This window comes from Mucilaginibacter aureus (assembly GCF_053514885.1).
The window spans coordinates 2,435,154-2,456,080 of sequence record NZ_CP170601.1 but is presented as its reverse complement, the minus strand read 5'-3'; the positions used below and the strand labels follow the sequence as shown (position 1 = coordinate 2,456,080).

The window sequence follows — 20,927 nt, the reverse complement described above, 5'->3', positions numbered from 1 at the left end:
TAAAAATTTCTGCAATGAAAAAAATACTAATTATACTTTTTTTAATACTTGGCTCCATAGGCTTTGCCAATGCGCAAACCGATTACTGCAAAGACATTACAAAAAGAGTCGATAAAGAATTGAGCATGACATCATATGAGAGTCCTGGTACATTTTTGACTATAGGCAAAAACAGAGTGGATGACGAAGGACATTTTGGCCCAATTTCCTTACATTTCGTATGCTATAATCACTCAGCAGATTATGAAGCTTATGGATTATATGTAACTTTCGCAGACGGGACACTTTGGAAAGAGGATGGTGCACATATTGACTGTAGCTATATGAATACAGACATTGGTTATCGTTTTGGAGCGTCAAAACTGTTACATGAGGAGCAGCTTGAATTGTTTAAAACAAAAAAATAATTAAAGTACGTATTAGTAACACAGAGATACCGGTAGATGATGCTTTTGCTACTAAATTTATAGCATGGGTAAACTGCATAGTTGATTTGAAGTAGCTATGGGTTGACGCAGAGGTTTCGGTATTATAGCCAACGTCGTAAAACAGGCAACAACTATTAACAGCACCAACCCGCCGGGTTTTACCCGCGGCGGTATGTATTTATCCGATGGTTATGGCGCTTATTTAACCGGGCCTGGTACAGGCACCAGCGATAGTATTAATGTCAAACTAAGCAATGGCGAGTACATCATCAATGCCCGCTCAACCGCTATGTTTGACCCTATTTTATCGGCTATTAATATGGCCGATGGTGGCAACAGTAAACGGTAATGGTTACGCCTTAGGCGGATTATTTAACGGCAGCAATACATTAAACGATGGTTCAAATGATCTGGCTACTGCCCGCGCCACCAACGATATGGTTAAAACCATCACGGCAAATATGCCACGGCAAATTTTAGTTGTTGAAGATGTGCAAGCCAGTTTACAAAACAAAGCAATGCTGCAAAACATGAGTAATTTTTAACTAATTATTTTAGTATTTTGTATTGCAATTTAAAAATGTTTTATATTTTTATCAAAAATTCGCTCCTATGAAAAAAATATTATTTACAACCTTTTTAATACTTGTTTTTTGGGATTTCGCCAAAGCACAAATCGATTATTGCAAAGATATAGCAATTACCGACGATAAAACTATGAGTTATGTAGCATATCGCAGTCCATTATTCGATCCAATAGCTATCGGTGCTCGCTTAGGTCGGGATGATTCTCATAAATCAACTCTTTTATCATTTCTTGTTTTTAATAAAACTGCCAATTACGAGTCAGCTGGATTGTATGTAATCTTCGCGGATGGCACTATTTGGAAAGATGAAGGTGCAGATATACATTGTTCCTATTTTGATATTGATCGGGGATATCGTTTTGGTGCAGTGGATGGCATAAAAACTGAAGATGAATACAAACTTTTTGAAACAAAAAAGATTAAAAGCATTAAGGTAGGTACGCTTGAGTTAGCCATAAGCGATGAATTTGCTACCAAATTTATGGCTTATGTAAAATGTATACATGATATAAAAAAGTAGTGTATGCTAAGCAGCGACGAGTCTATCATCGATGCCGGCTTATCCGCAATGTTTGCCCTTATTTTATCGGCTATTAATATGGCCGATGGTGGCAACAGTAAACGGTAATGGTTATGCCTTAGGCGGATTATTTAACGGCAGCAATACGCTAAACGATGGCTCAAATGATCTGGCGACCGCTCGTGCCACTAACGATATGGTCAAAACCATCGCAGCTAACATGCCAAGGCAGATCTTGGTGGTCGAGGATGTGCAAGCATCTTTACAAAACAAGGCTATGCTGCAAAATATGAGCAATTTTTAAAACTAATTATTTTAGTATTTTTATATTGTTTTTATTAGAATGTTTTTTACTTTTATCAAAAAATCGCTCCTATGAAAAAAATATTAATTATAACATCTTTAATACTTAGCTCATTAACATTTGCCAAAGCTCAGGTTAATTATTGCAAAGACATAAAAATTACTGATGATAAAACCATGAGTTTTATAGGATATTTTAGCCCTATACTCGATCCAATAGCTGTCGGTGCAAATATAGGCCGGGATAATGCTCATAAATCAACTCTTCTATCGTTCCTTGTTTTTAATAAAACTGCCAACTATGAGTCATCCGGATTATATGTCATCTTCACAGACGGTACAATTTGGAAAGACGAAAGCGCAGACATTGACTGTTCTTATTTTGATATTGACCGCGGATATCGTTTTGGTGCAGTGGATCAAATAAAAACTGAAGATGAATATAAACTATTTGAGACAAAGAAAATTAAAAGCATTAAGGTAGGCACGCTTGAGTTAGCCATAAGCGATGAATATGCCACCAAATTTATGGCTTACGTAAAATGTATTGATGATATAAAAAAGTAGTGTAAGCCAAGCAATGGCGAGTACATCATCAATGCCCGCTCAACCGCTATGTTTGTTCGCTCCTGTTTTATCAAGTATCAACATAGTTGACAGCAGGAGTGCCTCATGGGTATCCTGTTGCGTAACTATGATACCCTTTACAATTATTTCACCAAAATAATTATCTTTAAGCCCAATTAATTTGATTGCTGATACATGAAGAAAGGTTACCTGCTTGCTGCTTTACTATTCTGCCTGGCAACTCTGGCTAAGGCCCAGGTTGCCGATGACCAGCAGCCCGATTACTGCAAGCAAATAAGCCGCGATACGGATGCCACCGCCGGTAAACATACCTACGAAAGCCCTTTCGATAAAATGATCATCAAAAGCGTGGTAACATCTGCCGGGCAAACCATCACCATCAATTTCAATACGCACGAAATGGCCTTCTCCGACGAAGCCGGCCTGTACGTTAAATTTACCGACGGCAAATCGCTCCGTTTTTTTGGCCAAAAGATCGAGTACAAATTCGAAAACTCTGTAACCGGTTATAACTACCAAACCACGCTAACCGTATCGCCCGAAAAACTCGAATACTTTAAAACCAAAAAGATCGCCGTCTTCCAGATCGCCAGTATCGATGTCGAAGTAAACGACGATACTGCCACCCAGTTCCAGGCCTACGCCAATTGCATTGCAGGCTTAAAATAGAACCTTTTGTGAGTAACGAACAAAGAGTAAGGATCAACGATTCTTGTCTTTATTCTTTGCTCATTATTCCTTGATCTTTTTCAAAAAAAACCTTGTATAAATCATTCCTTTTTATTACATTTGTGATATAAGTAATAAACAAAATAGCCTCCTGAATTTGTTTCAGGATCTCTCAGGAAAGGCATAAGATAGCCGATCCACAAAAAACGAAACTGCCATCCGGCACAGCTTAGCGGTCGAAAGCCAATTAACACCAGTAAAACAACACATATCTATTAATCGCTATGTTCGATCTGCTCATCCAGCTTAAAAACAACGGCACACTTAATCACATGGTGCGCAATGGTCTCATGTCCTCAAAAGTATTAATGTACCTCGAAATATATATGTACATCGATGCCCGCGTTAAAACAACCGGCAAAAATGTAGCTACCCTGGTACAAGAGGCCGAGATAGCCTTCCAGGTCTCGAGGGCCACGGTTTGGCGTTCTGTAAAAATCATCAAAGAAATGCAGCAGGACGAATCTTAAAACTGTGAGACAACTTTTTCAGTCAGGCAGCTTACATTTGTATCACAATAGCAATAAAAGTAATAAACAATAAAACTAACCAAAACGAGGCAATCAGGAAAGAAAAATAGACATCTTCCATCATACCTCATCCATATTACATCAAAACATTAGTCTTAAAACTGTGAGACAACTTTACCAAACCAACCACGTACATTTGTATCACAATAGCAATAGAAGTAATAATTAAATTCGGACAAAAACTAAATCCGAAATCGAAAATCCGAAATCCGAAATCAAACAACATACTAACCCAATAACTAACAACATGCCCAACACCTGTCACATATACATCTACGGCGATATTGTCAACCTGCAGGCACCCAACCCGGGTAAGTCAGGCGCTGTGTCCTTAACCTCAGTAAAGGATGCGTACACCTCTAACAGCACCTGCGACGACATCGTAGTACACATCCACTCCAACGGTGGTTCCGTTTTCGAAGGCTTCGCCATCCACGATTTTTTAGTCGCCACCCGAAAACCCATAACCACCGTTGTTGAGGGGTTGTGCTGCTCCATCGCCACGGTTATATTTTTAGCCGGCACCCGCCGCCAACTCACCGAAAACAGCCGCTTTTTAATACACAACCCCTGGGGTAACGGCGAAGGTGATGCAGCTTACTTTTTGCAATATGCTAATGAATTGCAGGACGAACAAGCCCGCCTGCTCAACTTTTACAAACAACATACCGGCGCCAGCACACAACTACTCCAAAGCTATATGAATGCCGAAAAGCTAATGAGCCCCCAACTCGCACTCGATCTCAAATTCGCCACCGGTATTATCGATACTGCCAAAGCTATGGCCATGTACCGCAACCATTTGCACAACCCCTACCAAGCCACACAACAAAACAATAAACATATGGACAAAACAAAAAAAACACGCTTCAATCAGCTCATCTCCGGACTTAAAAACCTGGTGAAAGATTTTACTAACGATGCCTCCGAACCCCAGGCAGCCAATAAAACCCTTGCCGGGGATGCAGGCGACCTGTACTTTGAGGGCGGCCTGGCCGAAGGAACTCCCGTTTTCAGCGACGAAGCCATGACCATCCCCGCCCCCGACGGCGATTACGAATTTGAAGACGGTACAACCATTACCGTAGCCAGCGGCCAGGCTACCGATATCACCCAGCCAAGCGATACTACCACCACAAACGACGATCCATCGGGCAAAGCAGTATTGGCATCATTACGCAAAAAACTGGCCCTATTACAAGCCGAAAAACTGGAACTAGAAAACGCACTCGCCGAAAGCGAAACAGTAATGAACAGCGCATCAAAAGCATTACAGTTAGCCAGATCAAGCTACCGCCCGGATAAACGCGAAAACAAATTTAACCGCGCATCAGGCACCAACCGCAATTCAGTTCCCGAACTCGCCGACAAAATGGAGGCCCGCCGCCAGGAACTCAAAGCTAAAAAGGCGAAAGCCTAAAGCTTAAAAGACAACCTCCTTTACCACATCTCGTTATTGCGATAATCCCGGAAAAACAAATCCGAAATCGAAATTCCGAAATCCGAAATCAATAACTAATTAACCCAATAACTCAATAACAACCACATGCCATCAAACATCAATTTATCAACCGTTAGCTTCAACGGTAAAGAAGTAATGAGTTTGCGCGATGCGTTCTACCAGGCAGTTTTTCAAAACCCTACTATCGATCAGTTTCACACTGTTGTAAACGGCATCAAAGCCAAACAGCAAATGATATTCTTAGGTCAGTTTGGTTTAACCGGTAAAGCGCAAACCAGCTGCGATTTCACAGCCACATCCGCAACGGTACCCTCCGTCGAAAAATTCTGGGATCCCAAATACATCGGCGATCGTATTGAAGAATGCTTTACCGATCTGTTACAAACATTTTTTGTATGGGGATTAAAAAACGGTGTTCAAAAACCCGACCTCACCAACACCGATTTTGCCCTATTTCTTGAAGAACGCTTCTCATTAGCCGCTTACGAAACCGCTCTGCGCTTTGCATGGTTAGGCGATACTGCTGCCGATATTGCCACAAACGGCGGTTACCTCTCTAACAGCGTCGACCCGGGTTACTTTAACGTTCTTAACGGTTTTTGGACACAGGCAAAACAGATATCCATAACAGCGCCTGCTCAAAAAGTAGCTATACCTAACAATGCAGGCTCAAGCTTTGCAACACAAGCCTTTACCACTGCCGACACCACAAACAACCTGGTAACCAACATCTTCGAAAACATGATCTATGGTGCCGATCTGCGCTTGCGCGGAGCAAAGGATAAAGTGATCATCGCCACACAATCAGTTGTTGATCAATACGCCCGCGAACGCAAGGCAATAAGCAATATCGAGTTGGCTTACGAGCGTACCGAAAGCGGTATCGATACTTTTAAAATTGACGGTATCGATGTAATACCATTCCAGTTTTTAGATCGCCATATTAAAGCTTACGAAAGCAACGGCACCAAATGGAACCAGCCGCACCGCATCATCTTTACCACCAAAGGCAACCTGCAAATTGGCACCGAAGAAACCAGCAATCTGAGCGAGCTCGAACCGTTTTACGATAAAAAATCGAAAAAATATTGTGTCGATTACGGCTTCAACCTCGATGCCAAAATAGCCGAAGACTACCTCACCATGGTAGCGTACTAAAAAAAACAGCAGTGTTTAGTGGCGGTAGCAGTAATACTGTCTAATCAAATAAAACATCCTGCTGCTGCCACTGCAACTAAATTCAATCAATCACTCCATCAATCATTCAATAAATAAAAACTATGGCCATTTGCGGAAAATTAATCCAAAACATGCTTTACGATTGCACCAACCCTGTTATAGGCGGCGTTGAAGCAGTAGTATACCTCTTTAACCGAAGCGACATTACCGCCTACGTTAGGGATGTTACCAACCCACAAATTATAACCGATATTACCCTGGCAACCGGCACCAAAGGTTTCCGTTACGAAGGTTACAACACATCGGTAAAACCAAAATCAACCTTTGTTAAAAAGGATTACAGTGCGCGTTTTGATCACGCTGTCGATTTTGTCATCTTCGCCAAAGGCTCAGCAGTAAAAGCCGAAGTAGAAAAATTAGGCACTAATCGCGTAGTAGCCGTTATCGAAAACATCCACAAATCTGGCGATTCTGCTTTCGAGATCTTCGGTACAGACCTGGGACTGGAGTTAACCACAGTAACCGCCGATCCTAACGATGCCAACTCCGAAGGCGCTTACGTAGTAAACTTAACATCACCTGCCAACTTTAAAGAGCCACACATGCCGGCAACGTTTTTCGATACCGATTACGCCAGCACAAAAGCCGCACTGCTTGCATTAATAACACCATAAGCTTCACTCCACCGGATGGAGAATAAGTCTCCTTTTCCGGGTGAGATTTAGAGAGGCTCCGCCGCTATAGGTTTTCCCCTCCTGTTTGTGGAACAGGGCATATCCCCATAAAAATCATATCGTGTCCCATCAGGACGGGAACCACAAGCGGCAAATGGAATATTAGTTCAAGCCCGTTTCGTTACACTCTCAGTATAACCAATAAAATTAACATGACAACAGTAACCCACTCTGCAAACAACAAACAAGTCTCCCCTTCCGGGGGCAGCTTAGAGGGGGCCGGGCTCTTGCTTTCCCTCTCATCGCAAATAGCCCAAAAACAACCCGAAGCTATTGCGCTGTTAAACCAGGTTTACCTGCAGTTATTTAACCAAACTATACAAAAAGGTTGTGGCAACTGTTATCAAAAAGCCTTTTTCAGAATACAAAAGTATTTGTATCTGCAACAACAAAATGCCGCGAAATACGCGGAATAACCTTAAAAGTATTGTATCTGCTGGTCGCATTTTCAATCACTGCCACAGCGGGGATTATGACAAGCTACTTCAGTCTAAAAAACGACAATCAATTGCTCAGTACGCAGATAGAAGTACTTAAAATACAAATTAGGCAGCTTGATCATCGTTTGGACAATATTGAATTACACCATGCTGACTATCTTCCTCGGGTTACTCAAATAAAAGAGCAATAACATTTAATTAACAAAACTTTCATGAAAAAATACATTTTAACAATATCAATACTATGCCTTGTTGCCTGCAAAACAAGGCAAGTAAGTATTGATAAAACAAACACCACCGATAGATCAGTAAAAACTGAAGTATTGCAAGGAAGCGCTCTACACCTTGATACCGGCAAAAGCACCACGCATATAATCAGTCAAAACTTTCAACATGATAGTGTACAAATTGAAATAGTCCCCGATACGGGGATTATTCAAATCACGAATGGCAATTACATAGGTAAAGCGCGTAATATAGTCATTAAAGGTATTTCATCTTCGTCGCAAGCAACAGACCACCTCTTACAACAGCAGGAAGGCTCAACAACCTTAAGTACGCTAAGGGATAGTACTACTCAAAAAAACAACATACAAACTCAAAATAAAACCAAACAAATAACCGCCAAAGGTTTAAGTAGCTGGATTTATTGGAGCGTTGGTTTAATGGTGTTGGCTGTTTTAGGTTGGCTGGGAGTAAAGAAGTTTCTGTAAAGTTCAATTCGCAATAAAAGTATCAATAATCTTGACGAAAGCTCTATGAGATAATTAACGATGTGACCATATAGCACCCGAAATTAACTTTTCATTTAATTGTCATGTTAACCAAAACCACCGACCAACAAGTCTGTTTTAGGTCACAAATCCGTTAGATGGATACTTTTTTTAAACCTTATACGTAAATTAGTGTTTAATTACTAATGCTTTACAGATTAAAGCTTAAAAACTACGATTATGAAAAAACACATTACAAAAAAATTAGGGATATGGGCGCTTGCTGTAATAATTGTTTTGGCTGTAGTTTTTATTGGTGCTAAAAGTTACTTTGGCGCTAAAGAGTCTATTAATGTGGCCGATGTAGAGATCAAGCTTCCGGCAAGTAAAACCGCAGTAAAAATCGGCGCGACTCAAACCGCAGTGATCAGTGCATTGGGCCAGCCTAAACAGATAGCTCCATACTCATCGCAGGCAAGCTATAAACAAGGCACTGTATTAAATTATAATGGCGCTAAGTTTTATTTTGTACACAACAAATTAACCAACTTCGAAATCACTTCGCATAAGTTTAAAGTTGGTCTGGCAGGCAATCGTTACACCACCAGTATTGGCAATACTACCAGTGATCTTCCTCATTTAAAAATACAGGATAACGCGGCATTTTTAGATGTAAAAAGCGACGATGCGACTACTGATCAATACCTCGAATATGATATGGGCGAGAACGGTAAAGTAACCAAAATACTTTACAGCGATTATTGATCTTTACCTTCCCGAGAAAATTAACTGTTTGAAATTATCTTAACGCTGCATTAAACGCGCTACATATTTGCCTATAATGTCAAACTCAAGGTTTACGGTTGATCCCTTTACTACCGCTTGCAAATTAGTATGCTCAAATGTGTAAGGGATTATAGCAACCGAAAAGTAATCTGGCCCTGAGTTTACTACGGTTAAACTAATACCGTTAACACATATCGAGCCCTTTTCTACTGTTACATTACCCGCTGCGGCATCATACTCAAAAGTATATTCCCAACTACCATCGAGCGTGTTAAATGCTGTACAAATAGCCGTTTGGTCTACGTGGCCTTGTACAATATGTCCGTCAAGCCGCGCGTTCATTTGCATGCAGCGTTCCAGGTTTACCAAATGGCCAACCTGTAAATCACTCAAATTAGTTTTATTTAAGGTTTCGGTAATGGCTGTTACAGTGTGCAAATCATCTGCTACAGCGATAACAGTTAAACAAACCCCATTATGCGCAACCGACTGATCGATCTTTAGCTCATGAGCAATTGATGACAATACTGTAATATGCAGATTACCGCCGTCGTGTTGTAGGTTGGTTACCGTACCTAAAGTTTCTATTATACCTGTAAACATAGGCCACAAAAATAGCTATAATTATCGCCCCTGCCGATTTCAGGTGCATAAGTTTACAATTTACTTATGCACCTTATTTAGCAATCGCAGCTGTTTTATCTGTACGCCATTTAATTGCATGGTAAATTGCAATATCAGTACCTACATTTTTAATGCTGTGCAAAGTATTGGCCGCCTGAAAAATTACCGAGCCCGGCCCAACGCGTTTTGTTTCACCATTTACTAAAACCTCTACTGTACCCTGCCTTACAACTGTCAATTCTTCTTCAGGGTGCTGGTGCGGAGGATGGGCCATTTCGCCTGGATTAAGGGTGCTCTCATGTATCTCCAACTGTTCGAGCGTTTTGGTTGGCGCATCGCAAAACTGTCGTTTTTCGCCAACTTTGGTTTTTATCATGGCAATTGCAGCACGATCGAAAGCGGTTGAAGGTAACTCAGGCTTTTGACCGCGATGAGCTATGATAGCCATAGGGATACACATTATCAATATGGTAATGCCTATCAGGGAGACTTCGCGTTTAGTCATAACAACAAAATTTTTAGGTTTTATATTAAGATACTTTACTAAAATGAAACTAAATATCAATATTGTAAATATCGCAAAATATTCGTTTGTTTTTTACAAATAATACAAACCTTGTATAATATAGCGCCGTATAAATCAGTCCTAATTAATTTATTCATTATGCTTTAACATGCTAAACACATCTAAAGTATATAATTGTGAAACACCCTTATAGAGAAAGTTATGGAAAGCAGACTTTTGATAACAAGAAACACCAGCCCTACACTAAAGGAGCAATTTACTGTAAGGCTTCGGCAAATTGAACTAATGCACATCGACTGGTTTAAAAAACGGCCGGCCATGTATGACCAAAATAAACACGACTCGCTCATGTATCACATTTTTAGTGAGCAGTACGGCAATACGTTCAGTTTTATATTTTGGAAGTATTCTGAATTGCCGGAAAACATTCGCAAGGAATGCGTAAAGGCCTTTAAAGAAATATTTGAGGATCAAGCTGCCTAACTTATTTCAACTTGGTTTACAATTGAGGTTATCTTTTCATCAAGTTCAGCGGTAGCGTTTTCCAGCATATTAAAATCCTCCTGATCGGCATTGTAGTTATTTAGTTTTATCAAATACATTAAGCCCAATATACTTGCCACCGGCTTACGCAACTCGTGCGATTGCACAAAGGCAATATTGCGTAATAACTCGTTTTGATCGGATATCTTTTTTTGATTGTTTTTCGCTTCTGTAATATCAGTAGCATTGTAAGACACACCTATGATCTCACCATCGCTATCAAAGGCAGGCTCACAAACAATCCCCCACCAAACAGGCCCGTCTTTATAATGCACCTCAATTTCGGCTTTAACAACTTTGCCCGACAATGCCTTGTTAAAAGTACGGCTAAAACGGCTTACGTTTTCAACGTGGTCGCTCATTAAAATACCGGCTTTAAGCTTGATGTTAAGCGCCGTTTTTACAAACCTTGCCGCAGTTTTATTAAAAGCAGTTATGCGCATCTCGCGGTCAAGCAAAAAATGACACGATACCGAACTATCAAAAAACGAACGTAATTTATTTTCCGATTCCTTAACCTGCCGGTATTGCGCTTTCAGTACTTCTATACTGAGATCGAACTCCATGATGGTGATGATCTGGTGCGAAAGCAAGTTAAGCATTTCAACCTGTTTTTCGGTTAATGTTTTAGGCTCAACATCTAAAACACATAGAGTGCCAACGGTTAAATCATCAAAAGTGGTAATTGGCGCACCCGCATAAAACCGCACACCGTTTTCAATACTTACATAAGGATTATTGGCAAACTCACTTTTTTGCAGATCGGGTATAACGAGTGGTTTGCCCATTTGAAGAATTTCGTCACAAAAGGTATCAGATTTCTTTATAATGTCGGTATTAACACCAACTTTATATTTAACAAACTGGGTTTTACTATCAGTAAAAGTGATCATCGCAACCGGGGTTTGGCAAATTTCGGCCGCCATTTCCACTATCCCCTGCAATTCGTTCTCGCGGCTAATCTTTAAGTTAAGAAAACGTGTTACCGCTTTTACCCTTTGCTCTTCAGTTTTATTCATTACATCACCTATACTTAATCAATAAGTATTTTATTTTCTAAATAGTTAATAAACATAACTGAATAATATTGGTATATCAATAGCCTATTATACAGGTGCAAAGATAGCTTTGTTTGTCAGGATATCAATTATGCGGAATGGTGACATTAATGTTACAATTAAAAATTATATTATTGTTGTTATATTTTTGTTTGCAATAAATGGGCAAAAAAATTTTAATTGCCGATGACGATCCGGGTATACTGGACGCCATTGAGGCTATGTTAAGCTTTAAAGGTTATGATGTGATAACCACATCAGATGGTGATAACGTGCTTGAAAACGCCGATACTTTGCCTGATCTGTTTTTATTAGATATTTGGATGCCGGGTTTAAGCGGAATAGAAATTTGCAAAGCATTAAAAAACAACCCCCAAACAGCACAGATCCCTGTAATACTGATATCGGCCAGTTTAAACGTGGCCAAAGCTGCAGCCGAGGCCAAAGCTGATAATTTTATTGCCAAACCCTTTGAAATGCGCGAACTGCTTACCAAAATAGAAAAACTGCTTAGCTAATTCTTCCATTTTTTTCAGCTTTGTAAAACAAAAAAGGTGCGGCAGTTCTTATTGAATAAAACGCAGCATTATGTTTAACTATAACCAAGCCTTTAGCAGCTTTTCGGTTAACGACCTGCACAAAGCAAAATCCTTTTACAGCGACATACTCGGGCTTAAAATTACCGAGCAAAAAGAGGGTTTGGACCTTGGCATTGGCCCTGATACGCATGTATTTATTTATCCTAAGCCCAACCACGAGCCAGCAACTTTTACCATTCTCAATTTTAAGGTAAGCGATATTGAAAAAACTGTTGACGAGTTAACCGCTAAAGGCGTAAAGTTTGAGCAGTATACCGGGCAAATGCAAACTGATGAAAAAGGCATATTTCGTAGCGGCGGACCAGTGATTGCCTGGTTTAAAGATCCTGCGGGTAATTTTATATCGGTTATAGAAGCGTAAATTTACAGGTGCGGTTTGGCGGGTTTTACAGGTGCGTCAAAATCGTTCATACCGTGTACTTTAAGCTTACGCCGATAGATCTTATTGCGGGTAATTACATATAATTCGTTGAAATCTTTGCCGCCGAAACATAAGTCGGTAGCCGGGCCCGAACCTGGAGGCAAAGGCAGTATCGCATTAACGCGGCCAACCTGATCTAACACCTGAACACCAAGGGCAGTTGCAACATATACGCGGCCATCACGATCCACTTTAATGCCACGCGGTTGTGCATTATCGGTAGTATCGGGCGAGTGCAACCAGCCGTAACGCTGTTTATTGCTTAAAGTGCCATCGGTATTTACATTATAGATCCACACCCAGTGGGTATTTGATTCGGTTACATAGAGTTGGGAATGATCGGGTGTAAAGGTCAAACCGAAAGGATTGTTGAGGCCTTTATCGATAATTATTTTCCTATAATCCTTTTTAACTAAAAAAACTTTACCGGCATCTGTTGTTCCGTTAGCACCAGACAAATAAAAAGTTATCTTATGGGTATCATCTCCAATTATATCATTGCCTTGAAAAAGGTGTTGTTTCAATTCCTTTCCGTTATTTGCATAATCACTTAAATCCCATGTTTTATTTGCGGAAGCGATCCGCGGTTTAAAAGCGGGGTTATGAATGTGTAATTTTTTAGCTTCTGCAATAGTATGTATGGTTGTTAAGGGGGCTGGATATCCATACACAAACTCCTCTCCCCCATCATGATGCGTCAAAGAAAACAGAACTCTGTTATGGTGGTCACCAAACCGGATCAGGCCGTTTTTGTCGGACGTAATATCTGATAAAAAAACATCTTTATCTTTTGTATCCGGGTTGAGTAATTTCCACCCTTCACCATCAATCAAAATATCATTCAACATTGCATTTTTACTTTTGCCTGCTTTAACCGGCTCAGGGTAATCTTTCCAAAGCCAGCGCATGGCATCTGCAAACAGGGCTGTGCTTTGGGCACCGCTATGAGCACCTTCGCCCCAGGCATGATTTACTTCATATCCCGCAAAGGTTAACGCACGTTCCATCATTTGGTTAGCGTAAAACCAATCACCACCATAAATATTTAAATCGTGTGAGCCATCCTGCAAAAAGATGCGGATAGGTTTTGGCTCGTACTTGCGGATCAGTCCCGGATACCGATCAGCGCCACGCAAGCTTACATAAGTGCCAATACCACTCATTACCCGACTAAAGGCATCCGGTCGTTCCCAGGCGGCCGTAAAGGCGCATACAGCGCCACTGCTTGTTCCGCCGATCATACGATCATTACTGTTGTGCGATAACACAATAGCCCTGCCGTTGGTAGTTTTGTGTTTCTCCACATCTGGCAGTAACTCATCGAGCACAAAGCGGGCATAAGCATCGCCCAGCCCATCAAACTCGAGGCTGCGGTTATAGCGATCTAAAGCGGTGGTATCTTTAGCAAGTACGCGCCCGGGTGTGATGTATATACCGATAGTGATAGGCATTTCTTTGCTATTAATCAGGTTATCGAATACAGTTGGCGACTTAAATTGGATACCATCCTGATCAACAAATACACAGGCGGGCCTTGACGGATCGTATTGTGCAGGTACGTAAACAAAGTACTCGCGCCAGGTACCGGGAAATATTTTGGAGTTTTGGAAAGTGAATTTAAGTATCTCGCCTTTGGGTACGCCTTTATGCTCAACAGAAGCGGAATCGACCGGATATTTTTCAGCAGCAGTTTGCGCAAGTGTAAATAATGGTGCAAGCAGCAGCGCGATAAGGAGGTTTTTCATCAGATTTTGATTGGATAAGGTAATGGCTTATCAAATATAACAATAGAAATTATTGTTTGACAGGTGGTTGAATAGATTGAAAGGGCGATGAGGAGACCTTCCATTCGTTATATCCGAGAGCGCACAATTTTATTTATAATGTACTATAGCACAGCTGAATTGCATTAGCGACTTTAACGAAAAACAAGCCCGATGCATCGTAGAAATGATTGAAGTGTAAACGTAGTTCGAAGGGAGTATCTAATATTACAGCAGCACACCATCGGTACGAAACTGCACACCACCCTGGCCTATTAAAACTGATTCGGCGAAGCTTTCGTTATCAATATGCAGCTTTTCGTTATCAATGCTAATGCGATGATTACCCACCATAAAATGGCCAAACACTCGGATAACAACAATATGCTCGTAACGTTCTAACTCGGCGCTGATATGGTGCGAGAGGGCCATGTAATCATGTTTTTCTAATTGGTGTACATCGATCATGGTAGTACCATCTGAGTTGAGTATCCTGAGCCTTTCGGGCGATTCGTCGATACGCGAAACATTGAGGGCTTTATTGGCAAGCAGGTCTATATTATAGCCCTCGGCGTTTTTGATATGCAGATCGACGGATAGCTCGGTGTTGCCCGATTTTACGGATTGAAAAGTGGAGTTGATCCGCAAAAATTCCTTTTCGCGGGTGTCCTCAAAAAAAGTAATAACCCCCTGACTGGCAATATAGGCGTTGCTTCCTAAAATAAATGCGTACTTCATGATGGTGCGGTTTATAAAAAGTATAACAACCTACATCAGAATTGTGTTTGCCCGGTTTTTAGTTTAATAAGAATGTTGCGCGTCGTAAATACCAAGCTCCACTAAAAAGTTTTCAACTATAACGTTAAACTCCCTGTTTTTTGCATCCGGAAAGCCGCCATGCCCGCCGCCCTGCACGGTAATAAAACGAGTTTTCACCCCAACGGCCTGCAACTTATTATTCAGATCTACAGATTGTTGATAAGGTACTAATGGATCGGCAGTGCCATGTAATATCAATACCGGCGGGCAATACTTATTAATAAAAGTAACAGGAGATATAAATTTGATAAAGTTGATGTCGCCTTTATGTGGGCCAAGCCAGTTGGTAACGGCATTGTAACCGTTAAACATCGTAGCCATACTTACCAGGTCGGTAGGTCCGTATTGGTCAATAATGGCGGCAACCTTTACTTGATGCTGGTGTGGGCAGTCATCATCAAAAATGGTGTTGTTGCCTAAAAACCCAGCCATTAGGCCTAAATGTGCGCCTGCCGAGGAGCCAATGATAACGATCTTATTGACATCGATATTTAACTCGTGCGCATTTGATACCAGGTAGATCAGTGCGCAGCGTACATCTTCAATAGCTGCGGGAGCAGGTGCAATGGGCAGCATACGGTACTCAACATTGGCAACCGAATAACCAAGCTTATAAAACAACCCGAAACCGTATTGCGATTCTTTGGTGCCGCTGGTCCAGCCGCCGCCGTGTATGACAATAACCACCGGCGATGGTTTACCTGTTTTTGGAGCCAGGTAAAGATCCATTTTACACTCGTAATTAAATACCTTGGTATAAACTACATTAAGTTGTGCAGTATAGCTTTTGGGATATGGATTTGCAGGAAATTTAACACCATCCTGAGCGAATAATTGACTGGCAAAAAAAATAAAAAGTGTAAGGCAGGCTAATCTGTTCATGGGGTTATTTAGCGTCGGTCAGCTTTTTGTAGTCTTCCCTCACAGGATCAAAAATATCGATCAGTTTACAATCGGTTACCGCTGTGCCTCCGTGCACGGCATTCGGTTCAATAATTACAAACGATGATGGGGTTAATACCTGTGTTTCGCCATTAACAGTCATCTCAAACTGTCCTTCGATTACAAATGAACTTTGCCTGTGGATATGCTGATGCAGAGGTACCGAACAACCTGCTTTAACGGTAATAAAATTGATGGTATTATTTGAGGTATGGATAAGTTTTGAAAAAAAGCCGGGGGCAATTTCGCATGTGGCAATATCATCAAAATACTGAAAGGAGGATTGCAGCATAAAAACACTTTAAACACAAATTTAAACAAATGCCTGTATATAATTACAGTACATACTGTTAGCAAATGGTAAATTAAAACTTAAGTTTTATGGTAATCGACAGCAAGCTGTAAAAGCCTTTCAACTGACTATCGGCACTTGACTTAAACCCATCGGGATATGGCGATGCTATATAAGTAAGCTGATAATTGGGATTGATCTCCACCCTATCATACCCGAATATATTATTTATATCAATAAACGTTCCGATATTAAGTGGTATTATGGGCACGTAGCCATAAGGCTTAACATCATAATAGGAATTTGTAATGCTTGTGTCTCGTGAGAAAGCGATATTGCTTTTCATAACACCGCCGCCTATACCTATGTACAAACGTTTAATGGCGTCCTGAAACTTGTTTTCGGGAGAAAAATCGTTTATTAATCCAAGTCCGAACTTGAGGTTAAAATTAATGGATTTGAAATCGTTAGTACTGCTGTGAAAATACAGGTGTCCTGGTATATTGTTATCGATCCCTTGCAGCGTGCCTATCTGGCCCTCAATACCGGCCGAAAAATAAGGATTAAACTCATAATCGAGCGTGCCGATGAAGCAGCCTATCAGCGTATTTTCATTGTAATGTGTTGCAAGCTGGGTAATGCCACCGCCTGCACCAATACGCAGACCAGAGGAATTTTTACCATATGAATTATCGATCTGACAATAAGCAGACTTAGTGCCTGATATGCCGATAAGTATTAAAATTATAGAAGTTAGTACCTGCCGGGTAGCATAATTAAAAGCTTTGAGTTTAGAAATGCGCGACGCAATTTTACGCATTACGCTAAGGCGGGAATTGTGAGAAAGGGGAAGCATAGCAATAGTTTAACCCAAAACTAAAAAAAAGCTGTAATAATTACACACAACCCCTTAATAAACTGTAAATTAAAATTTATATTTTAAACTAAGTGACACCATATTATAAAAACCCTTTAAGTGGCTGTACTGGTTTGATATAAAACCATCAGAATACATAGAAGGTATATAAGTAAGCTGATAATTAGGATTGATCTCCAGCCTGTCGTATCCAAACACATTTGGCAGATCAATATAGGTACCTAAATTAAAAGGAACCGTGGGCACATAAGCGTATGGTTGTGGTGTTCCATAGGCGTATGCCTCTAAAGTAGGTTCGGTAGTAAGAGCAATCTTATTTTTCATTGTGCCATAACCAACGCCAATATAAATCCGTTTTACCGCATCCTGAAAGGCGTTATTAGGATAAAAATCATCGATTAAGCCAACTCCGGCCTTAATGTTTATATTAACAGAAGCAAATTTATTGGTACTGCTGGTATAATATAAATGAGGCGGTTCATGAGTATCGACCCCCTTTAATGTACCATACTGCCCTTCTATACCAATAGAAAAATATGGGTTAAAATTGTAATCAAGGTTACCTACATAAGTTAGCTGTGCAGGATTAGTATTATAATGGGTAGCCAACCATGTTGCACCTACACCACCGCCAATGCGTAAGCCATGGGTGTTTTTGCCATAAAAAAAATCGATCTGGCTATAGGCCGGCGCCGGTGAAAATATTACTAAAAGTGTAATAACAGATATGTAAAGGCTAAAAAAGTAGTGTGTAATGCTTTTCATACACTGCGTATGCCAAAGGTTATGCCAAATAGTTATTTTACTTCATAATTTGCGTGGCTAAATCATTACAATTAATTGCCGTGTATTGATTGCTATACAAAACGATTAAAAAAATAAACCCTTTCTGATCGGTTTTGAACGCTTTAGGCAATTCGGGTTAAACTTTTAACTTTGCTTAGCATGAAAAAATTATTAGTAGCCAACCGCGGCGAAATAGCTTTAAGAATAATGCGTTCGGCACGCGAAATGGGTATAAAAACTGTTGCCGTTTACAGTGAGGCCGACCGGCAGGCTTTACACGTACGCTATGCCGATGAGGCAGTTTATATTGGAGCTGCGCCATCAAACCAATCGTACCTGGTGGCCGATAAAATTATTGCTGCCTGCCGTGAAACTGGTGCCGAGGCTATTCATCCGGGCTATGGTTTTCTTTCGGAGAATGCCGGCTTTGCACGCCAGGTGCGCGAAGCAGGTTTGATCCTGGTTGGCCCGTCGCCCGAAGCGATGGAGGTTATGGGCAACAAACTATCGGCGAAAGCCGCAGCATTAAAATATAACATACCTATGGTGCCCGGCACCGAAGAAGCGATAACAGATGTTGCCGTAGCTAAGATCCGCGCAAGCGAAGTAGGTTTCCCGATACTGATCAAAGCAGCAGCCGGTGGCGGCGGTAAAGGCATGCGTATTGTTGAGCGTGTTGAAGATTTTGAAGAACAAATGGCTTTGGCCGTAAGCGAGGCTACCTCGGCGTTTGGCGATGGATCGGTGTTTATTGAGCGTTACGTATCATCGCCACGGCATATTGAGATACAGATATTAGGTGATACGCATGGCAACATTGTACACCTGTTTGAGCGCGAATGCTCTGTACAGCGCCGCCACCAAAAAGTAATTGAAGAGGCGCCATCATCTGTACTTACTCCCGAAATACGCCGGCAAATGGGCAAATGCGCCGTTGATGTTGGCCGATCGGTAAACTATACCGGCGCAGGTACGGTGGAGTTTATTATGGATAGCGATCTGAACTTTTACTTTTTGGAAATGAACACCCGCTTACAGGTGGAACATCCGGTTACCGAAATGATTACCGGGATAGACCTGGTGAAAGAGCAGATCAATGTTGCACGGGGTGAGGCCATCAGCTTTAAGCAGGAAGACCTGGAGATAAGTGGGCACGCTATTGAATTGCGCGTATATGCAGAAGATCCGGCCAACGATTTTTTACCTGATATAGGCACTTTACAAACTTACACCACGCCAAAGGGCCCGGGTGTAAGGGTTGATGACGGCTTTGAGCAAGGTATGGAAATACCGATATATTACGACCCTATGATAGCTAAGCTAATCACTTACGGTGCCGACCGCACCGAAGCTATTGACCGGATGATACGGGCTATTGACGAATACCAGATAACCGGCATTACTACAACGCTTGGCTTTGGTAAATTTGTGCTGCAACACGAGGCTTTTACATCGGGCAAGTTTGATACGCATTTTGTGAAAAAGTATTTTACTCCGGAAGTATTGAATACCCAAAACGCCGATGAGGCGGAGATAGCGGCGCTGGTGATGACTAAGCTTTTGAGCGAGGGAGGTAAAGTGGCAGTTGCAGCAGCAGTTGCAGGTGAGGAAAGTAATTGGGTTAGGAATAGAAAAATATAAGCAGCAGCTGCAGTGGCAAGCAGCAGTTGCTTTAAGAACATATAGCCAAAAACTTGATGTCACAATTTGTGATATCAAGTTTGATAATTAGATCAATATCTAAGGAGCCAAACTGGCACCTATAAAATCAACACTATGAAAACACTAAAATCGGAAGTGTTCAACGGATTTCATCCGCTGAGGGGAATCACCAATTTTATTAACGAAAACCACATAGCGCGCGAAGATATCCTGATCATTACTGAAGCGCCGGGAAGCTATACTTTGTTTTATTATTCGTTGTAGTTACAATGAATACGGCATTGGCCAATACTATTTACCGCATTGCATTATTAGCAGGAGCTTTGGCTATCTGGTATTATGTATGGTTAGCACATCAACTGGATTACGATGAAAATTTTGGCGCAATAATATTTGCTATTATCTTATCGATGGTGCTAACACTATCGATAACTGTGATGTGGTTTTTGACAAGGGCTTTAATATTGCAAAACAAGCTTATCAGTCTATCTTTCCTAATTATAGCTTCGCCCATAACTATCTTGCTATTTATTTATGTATACCAGGCAATAGCAGGTCGTTTCTTCAGCATAAGCTAACAACGTTTAAACAAGTAAAGCCATAAGCGTGTGGGCTTGCGGCTTTAATAACGTTTACGTATCGTTAATTATATAGCAGGTTCTTCGGCTACGGTTTTGTAAGAAGAGATGTGCGTGGTTTTAATACTCAGCACAAATGATTTACCTACGCTTATTTTGATGTTTTTATTTTGTAAAAGAGCATTAGTAGCATCGTCGGTTTTAAGGGCCTCGTACAGATCGCGTGCTACTGCCGAACCACTGATATTATTGGTCACCTTGCCATTCTCCATGGTTAAGCTAAATGTATAACCTGATTTACCGCGGTCGCCGGCCGATTCGAAATCGGTGATATTGAGTTTAAAGCTTTGTTCTTCGTTAAAACTCCTTTTTAAATGCAGGCGGATAACCGGGATGTACCTTTTCCAGGTTGTTAAATATTTTCTTTCTTCCATGAGT

The 20,927-nt window shown here is 41.0% G+C and carries 30 protein-coding genes; 20 read left to right on the top strand and 10 right to left on the bottom strand.

The genetic code is table 11. The annotated features are described in order from the left end of the window. The first annotated feature begins 14 nt into the window (after positions 1–14). From ACFGVR_RS10390 to ACFGVR_RS10325, 14 genes are all read left to right on the top strand, one after another. Positions 15–407 (top strand): hypothetical protein, encoded by a 393-nt coding sequence (locus ACFGVR_RS10390; protein ID WP_448702751.1) that lies wholly within the window; start codon positions 15–17, stop codon positions 405–407. Positions 408–600: 193 nt separating this feature from the next. Continuing rightward, positions 601–777, top strand: coding sequence for a hypothetical protein (locus tag ACFGVR_RS10385; protein WP_448702750.1), 177 nt, complete (start codon positions 601–603; stop codon positions 775–777). Next, on the top strand, positions 755–973 hold the full coding sequence (locus ACFGVR_RS10380) for a hypothetical protein (protein ID WP_448702749.1): 219 nt from the start codon (positions 755–757) through the stop codon (positions 971–973). The genes ACFGVR_RS10385 and ACFGVR_RS10380 overlap by 23 nt, the downstream gene beginning before the upstream one ends. 67 nt (positions 974–1,040) lie before the next feature. Then, positions 1,041–1,535, top strand: coding sequence for a hypothetical protein (locus tag ACFGVR_RS10375; protein ID WP_448702748.1), 495 nt, complete (start codon positions 1,041–1,043; stop codon positions 1,533–1,535). An 85-nt stretch (positions 1,536–1,620) separates the two neighbouring features. Beyond that, on the top strand, positions 1,621–1,839 hold the full coding sequence (locus ACFGVR_RS10370; RefSeq protein ID WP_448702747.1) for a hypothetical protein: 219 nt from the start codon (positions 1,621–1,623) through the stop codon (positions 1,837–1,839). Between the two features lie 71 nt (positions 1,840–1,910). Continuing rightward, the gene (locus tag ACFGVR_RS10365; protein WP_448702746.1) at positions 1,911–2,405 is read left to right on the top strand and encodes a hypothetical protein; all 495 of its coding nucleotides are present in this window, start codon (positions 1,911–1,913) and stop codon (positions 2,403–2,405) included. Positions 2,406–2,600: 195 nt separating this feature from the next. Further along, on the top strand, positions 2,601–3,095 hold the full coding sequence (locus tag ACFGVR_RS10360; protein ID WP_448702745.1) for a hypothetical protein: 495 nt from the start codon (positions 2,601–2,603) through the stop codon (positions 3,093–3,095). A 284-nt stretch (positions 3,096–3,379) separates the two neighbouring features. Further along, a complete protein-coding gene (locus ACFGVR_RS10355; protein ID WP_448702744.1) occupies positions 3,380–3,625 on the top strand; it encodes a hypothetical protein in 246 nt (81 codons plus the stop codon). A 307-nt stretch (positions 3,626–3,932) separates the two neighbouring features. Next, entirely contained in the window at positions 3,933–5,105 is a 1,173-nt protein-coding gene (locus tag ACFGVR_RS10350) for a Clp protease ClpP (RefSeq protein WP_448702743.1), read from the top strand. 126 nt (positions 5,106–5,231) lie between these two features. Continuing rightward, a complete protein-coding gene (locus ACFGVR_RS10345; RefSeq protein WP_448702742.1) occupies positions 5,232–6,305 on the top strand; it encodes a hypothetical protein in 1,074 nt (357 codons plus the stop codon). A gap of 152 nt (positions 6,306–6,457) precedes the next feature. Next, the gene (locus ACFGVR_RS10340) at positions 6,458–7,000 is read left to right on the top strand and encodes a hypothetical protein (protein ID WP_448702741.1); all 543 of its coding nucleotides are present in this window, start codon (positions 6,458–6,460) and stop codon (positions 6,998–7,000) included. Positions 7,001–7,212: 212 nt separating this feature from the next. After that, complete coding sequence (locus tag ACFGVR_RS10335; RefSeq protein WP_448702740.1) at positions 7,213–7,476, top strand: hypothetical protein; 264 nt, start codon at positions 7,213–7,215, stop codon at positions 7,474–7,476. Between the two features lie 236 nt (positions 7,477–7,712). Beyond that, a complete protein-coding gene (locus ACFGVR_RS10330) occupies positions 7,713–8,213 on the top strand; it encodes a hypothetical protein (protein ID WP_448702739.1) in 501 nt (166 codons plus the stop codon). Between the two features lie 240 nt (positions 8,214–8,453). Continuing rightward, positions 8,454–8,978, top strand: a complete 525-nt coding sequence (locus ACFGVR_RS10325) for a hypothetical protein (protein ID WP_448702738.1) — start codon at positions 8,454–8,456, stop codon at positions 8,976–8,978. Between the two features lie 39 nt (positions 8,979–9,017). Here the strand turns inward: ACFGVR_RS10325 and ACFGVR_RS10320 are convergent, their stop codons facing one another. After that, on the bottom strand, positions 9,018–9,602 hold the full coding sequence (locus ACFGVR_RS10320; protein WP_448702737.1) for a riboflavin synthase: 585 nt from the start codon (positions 9,600–9,602) through the stop codon (positions 9,018–9,020). Positions 9,603–9,675: 73 nt separating this feature from the next. After that, positions 9,676–10,128 (bottom strand): cupin domain-containing protein, encoded by a 453-nt coding sequence (locus ACFGVR_RS10315; RefSeq protein WP_448702736.1) that lies wholly within the window; start codon positions 10,126–10,128, stop codon positions 9,676–9,678. A gap of 222 nt (positions 10,129–10,350) precedes the next feature. Here ACFGVR_RS10315 and ACFGVR_RS10310 point away from each other — a divergent pair, with 222 nt between their 5' ends. Further along, complete coding sequence (locus ACFGVR_RS10310; RefSeq protein ID WP_448702735.1) at positions 10,351–10,632, top strand: hypothetical protein; 282 nt, start codon at positions 10,351–10,353, stop codon at positions 10,630–10,632. Here the strand turns inward: ACFGVR_RS10310 and ACFGVR_RS10305 are convergent. Next, the gene (locus tag ACFGVR_RS10305; RefSeq protein WP_448702734.1) at positions 10,629–11,711 is read right to left on the bottom strand and encodes a GAF domain-containing protein; all 1,083 of its coding nucleotides are present in this window, start codon (positions 11,709–11,711) and stop codon (positions 10,629–10,631) included. The two genes, ACFGVR_RS10310 and ACFGVR_RS10305, sit on opposite strands and share 4 nt — an antisense overlap. A gap of 200 nt (positions 11,712–11,911) precedes the next feature. Between ACFGVR_RS10305 and ACFGVR_RS10300 the strand changes: the two genes are divergently transcribed. Both ACFGVR_RS10300 and ACFGVR_RS10295 read left to right on the top strand, forming a co-directional pair. Continuing rightward, positions 11,912–12,268: a response regulator gene (locus ACFGVR_RS10300; protein ID WP_448702733.1), complete on the top strand. Its 357-nt coding sequence runs from the start codon at positions 11,912–11,914 to the stop codon at positions 12,266–12,268. Between the two features lie 70 nt (positions 12,269–12,338). Next, the gene (locus tag ACFGVR_RS10295; RefSeq protein WP_448702732.1) at positions 12,339–12,710 is read left to right on the top strand and encodes a VOC family protein; all 372 of its coding nucleotides are present in this window, start codon (positions 12,339–12,341) and stop codon (positions 12,708–12,710) included. A 2-nt stretch (positions 12,711–12,712) separates the two neighbouring features. Here the strand turns inward: ACFGVR_RS10295 and ACFGVR_RS10290 are convergent, their stop codons facing one another. The 6 genes from ACFGVR_RS10290 to ACFGVR_RS10265 form a co-directional block, all read right to left on the bottom strand. Beyond that, entirely contained in the window at positions 12,713–14,515 is a 1,803-nt protein-coding gene (locus tag ACFGVR_RS10290; RefSeq protein ID WP_448702731.1) for an SMP-30/gluconolactonase/LRE family protein, read from the bottom strand. Between the two features lie 246 nt (positions 14,516–14,761). Then, entirely contained in the window at positions 14,762–15,271 is a 510-nt protein-coding gene (locus ACFGVR_RS10285; RefSeq protein ID WP_448702730.1) for a hypothetical protein, read from the bottom strand. Between the two features lie 63 nt (positions 15,272–15,334). Further along, positions 15,335–16,234, bottom strand: coding sequence for an alpha/beta hydrolase fold domain-containing protein (locus ACFGVR_RS10280; RefSeq protein WP_448702729.1), 900 nt, complete (start codon positions 16,232–16,234; stop codon positions 15,335–15,337). A gap of 4 nt (positions 16,235–16,238) precedes the next feature. Then, complete coding sequence (locus ACFGVR_RS10275) at positions 16,239–16,586, bottom strand: cupin domain-containing protein (protein ID WP_448702728.1); 348 nt, start codon at positions 16,584–16,586, stop codon at positions 16,239–16,241. A gap of 73 nt (positions 16,587–16,659) precedes the next feature. Then, positions 16,660–17,406: a hypothetical protein gene (locus ACFGVR_RS10270; protein WP_448702727.1), complete on the bottom strand. Its 747-nt coding sequence runs from the start codon at positions 17,404–17,406 to the stop codon at positions 16,660–16,662. Positions 17,407–17,511: 105 nt separating this feature from the next. Beyond that, entirely contained in the window at positions 17,512–18,228 is a 717-nt protein-coding gene (locus ACFGVR_RS10265) for an outer membrane beta-barrel protein (RefSeq protein WP_448702726.1), read from the bottom strand. Positions 18,229–18,408: 180 nt separating this feature from the next. On the opposite strand from ACFGVR_RS10265, the gene accC reads away from it, so the two are divergent. From accC to ACFGVR_RS10250, 3 genes are all read left to right on the top strand, one after another. Further along, a complete protein-coding gene (accC, locus tag ACFGVR_RS10260; RefSeq protein WP_448702725.1) occupies positions 18,409–19,890 on the top strand; it encodes an acetyl-CoA carboxylase biotin carboxylase subunit in 1,482 nt (493 codons plus the stop codon). A 135-nt stretch (positions 19,891–20,025) separates the two neighbouring features. Continuing rightward, positions 20,026–20,175: a hypothetical protein gene (locus tag ACFGVR_RS10255; RefSeq protein ID WP_448702724.1), complete on the top strand. Its 150-nt coding sequence runs from the start codon at positions 20,026–20,028 to the stop codon at positions 20,173–20,175. Positions 20,176–20,180: 5 nt separating this feature from the next. Next, positions 20,181–20,489, top strand: a complete 309-nt coding sequence (locus ACFGVR_RS10250) for a hypothetical protein (RefSeq protein ID WP_448702723.1) — start codon at positions 20,181–20,183, stop codon at positions 20,487–20,489. 68 nt (positions 20,490–20,557) lie between these two features. Here ACFGVR_RS10250 and ACFGVR_RS10245 read toward each other — a convergent pair whose 3' ends face one another. Continuing rightward, positions 20,558–20,923, bottom strand: coding sequence for a hypothetical protein (locus ACFGVR_RS10245; RefSeq protein ID WP_448702722.1), 366 nt, complete (start codon positions 20,921–20,923; stop codon positions 20,558–20,560). Positions 20,924–20,927: the final 4 nt, after the last annotated feature.

Bases quoted from the DNA above. Each gene is read 5' to 3' on its own strand.
- accC (WP_448702725.1), top strand. From the start codon at position 18,409: ATGAAAAAATTATTAGTAGCCAACCGCGGCGAAATAGCTTTAAGAATA.
- ACFGVR_RS10255 (WP_448702724.1), top strand. From the start codon at position 20,026: ATGAAAACACTAAAATCGGAAGTGTTCAACGGATTTCATCCGCTGAGG.
- ACFGVR_RS10270 (WP_448702727.1), bottom strand. From the start codon at position 17,406: ATGCGTAAAATTGCGTCGCGCATTTCTAAACTCAAAGCTTTTAATTAT.
- ACFGVR_RS10360 (WP_448702745.1), top strand. From the start codon at position 2,601: ATGAAGAAAGGTTACCTGCTTGCTGCTTTACTATTCTGCCTGGCAACT.
- ACFGVR_RS10285 (WP_448702730.1), bottom strand. From the start codon at position 15,271: ATGAAGTACGCATTTATTTTAGGAAGCAACGCCTATATTGCCAGTCAG.
- ACFGVR_RS10370 (WP_448702747.1), top strand. From the start codon at position 1,621: ATGGTGGCAACAGTAAACGGTAATGGTTATGCCTTAGGCGGATTATTT.
- ACFGVR_RS10390 (WP_448702751.1), top strand. From the start codon at position 15: ATGAAAAAAATACTAATTATACTTTTTTTAATACTTGGCTCCATAGGC.
- ACFGVR_RS10300 (WP_448702733.1), top strand. From the start codon at position 11,912: ATGGGCAAAAAAATTTTAATTGCCGATGACGATCCGGGTATACTGGAC.
- ACFGVR_RS10385 (WP_448702750.1), top strand. From the start codon at position 601: ATGTATTTATCCGATGGTTATGGCGCTTATTTAACCGGGCCTGGTACA.
- ACFGVR_RS10315 (WP_448702736.1), bottom strand. From the start codon at position 10,128: ATGACTAAACGCGAAGTCTCCCTGATAGGCATTACCATATTGATAATG.
- ACFGVR_RS10355 (WP_448702744.1), top strand. From the start codon at position 3,380: ATGTTCGATCTGCTCATCCAGCTTAAAAACAACGGCACACTTAATCAC.
- ACFGVR_RS10365 (WP_448702746.1), top strand. From the start codon at position 1,911: ATGAAAAAAATATTAATTATAACATCTTTAATACTTAGCTCATTAACA.
- ACFGVR_RS10295 (WP_448702732.1), top strand. From the start codon at position 12,339: ATGTTTAACTATAACCAAGCCTTTAGCAGCTTTTCGGTTAACGACCTG.
- ACFGVR_RS10275 (WP_448702728.1), bottom strand. From the start codon at position 16,586: ATGCTGCAATCCTCCTTTCAGTATTTTGATGATATTGCCACATGCGAA.
- ACFGVR_RS10345 (WP_448702742.1), top strand. From the start codon at position 5,232: ATGCCATCAAACATCAATTTATCAACCGTTAGCTTCAACGGTAAAGAA.
- ACFGVR_RS10350 (WP_448702743.1), top strand. From the start codon at position 3,933: ATGCCCAACACCTGTCACATATACATCTACGGCGATATTGTCAACCTG.
- ACFGVR_RS10245 (WP_448702722.1), bottom strand. From the start codon at position 20,923: ATGGAAGAAAGAAAATATTTAACAACCTGGAAAAGGTACATCCCGGTT.
- ACFGVR_RS10265 (WP_448702726.1), bottom strand. From the start codon at position 18,228: ATGAAAAGCATTACACACTACTTTTTTAGCCTTTACATATCTGTTATT.
- ACFGVR_RS10250 (WP_448702723.1), top strand. From the start codon at position 20,181: ATGAATACGGCATTGGCCAATACTATTTACCGCATTGCATTATTAGCA.
- ACFGVR_RS10280 (WP_448702729.1), bottom strand. From the start codon at position 16,234: ATGAACAGATTAGCCTGCCTTACACTTTTTATTTTTTTTGCCAGTCAA.
- ACFGVR_RS10290 (WP_448702731.1), bottom strand. From the start codon at position 14,515: ATGAAAAACCTCCTTATCGCGCTGCTGCTTGCACCATTATTTACACTT.
- ACFGVR_RS10340 (WP_448702741.1), top strand. From the start codon at position 6,458: ATGCTTTACGATTGCACCAACCCTGTTATAGGCGGCGTTGAAGCAGTA.
- ACFGVR_RS10305 (WP_448702734.1), bottom strand. From the start codon at position 11,711: ATGAATAAAACTGAAGAGCAAAGGGTAAAAGCGGTAACACGTTTTCTT.
- ACFGVR_RS10310 (WP_448702735.1), top strand. From the start codon at position 10,351: ATGGAAAGCAGACTTTTGATAACAAGAAACACCAGCCCTACACTAAAG.
- ACFGVR_RS10380 (WP_448702749.1), top strand. From the start codon at position 755: ATGGTGGCAACAGTAAACGGTAATGGTTACGCCTTAGGCGGATTATTT.
- ACFGVR_RS10325 (WP_448702738.1), top strand. From the start codon at position 8,454: ATGAAAAAACACATTACAAAAAAATTAGGGATATGGGCGCTTGCTGTA.
- ACFGVR_RS10375 (WP_448702748.1), top strand. From the start codon at position 1,041: ATGAAAAAAATATTATTTACAACCTTTTTAATACTTGTTTTTTGGGAT.
- ACFGVR_RS10335 (WP_448702740.1), top strand. From the start codon at position 7,213: ATGACAACAGTAACCCACTCTGCAAACAACAAACAAGTCTCCCCTTCC.
- ACFGVR_RS10330 (WP_448702739.1), top strand. From the start codon at position 7,713: ATGAAAAAATACATTTTAACAATATCAATACTATGCCTTGTTGCCTGC.
- ACFGVR_RS10320 (WP_448702737.1), bottom strand. From the start codon at position 9,602: ATGTTTACAGGTATAATAGAAACTTTAGGTACGGTAACCAACCTACAA.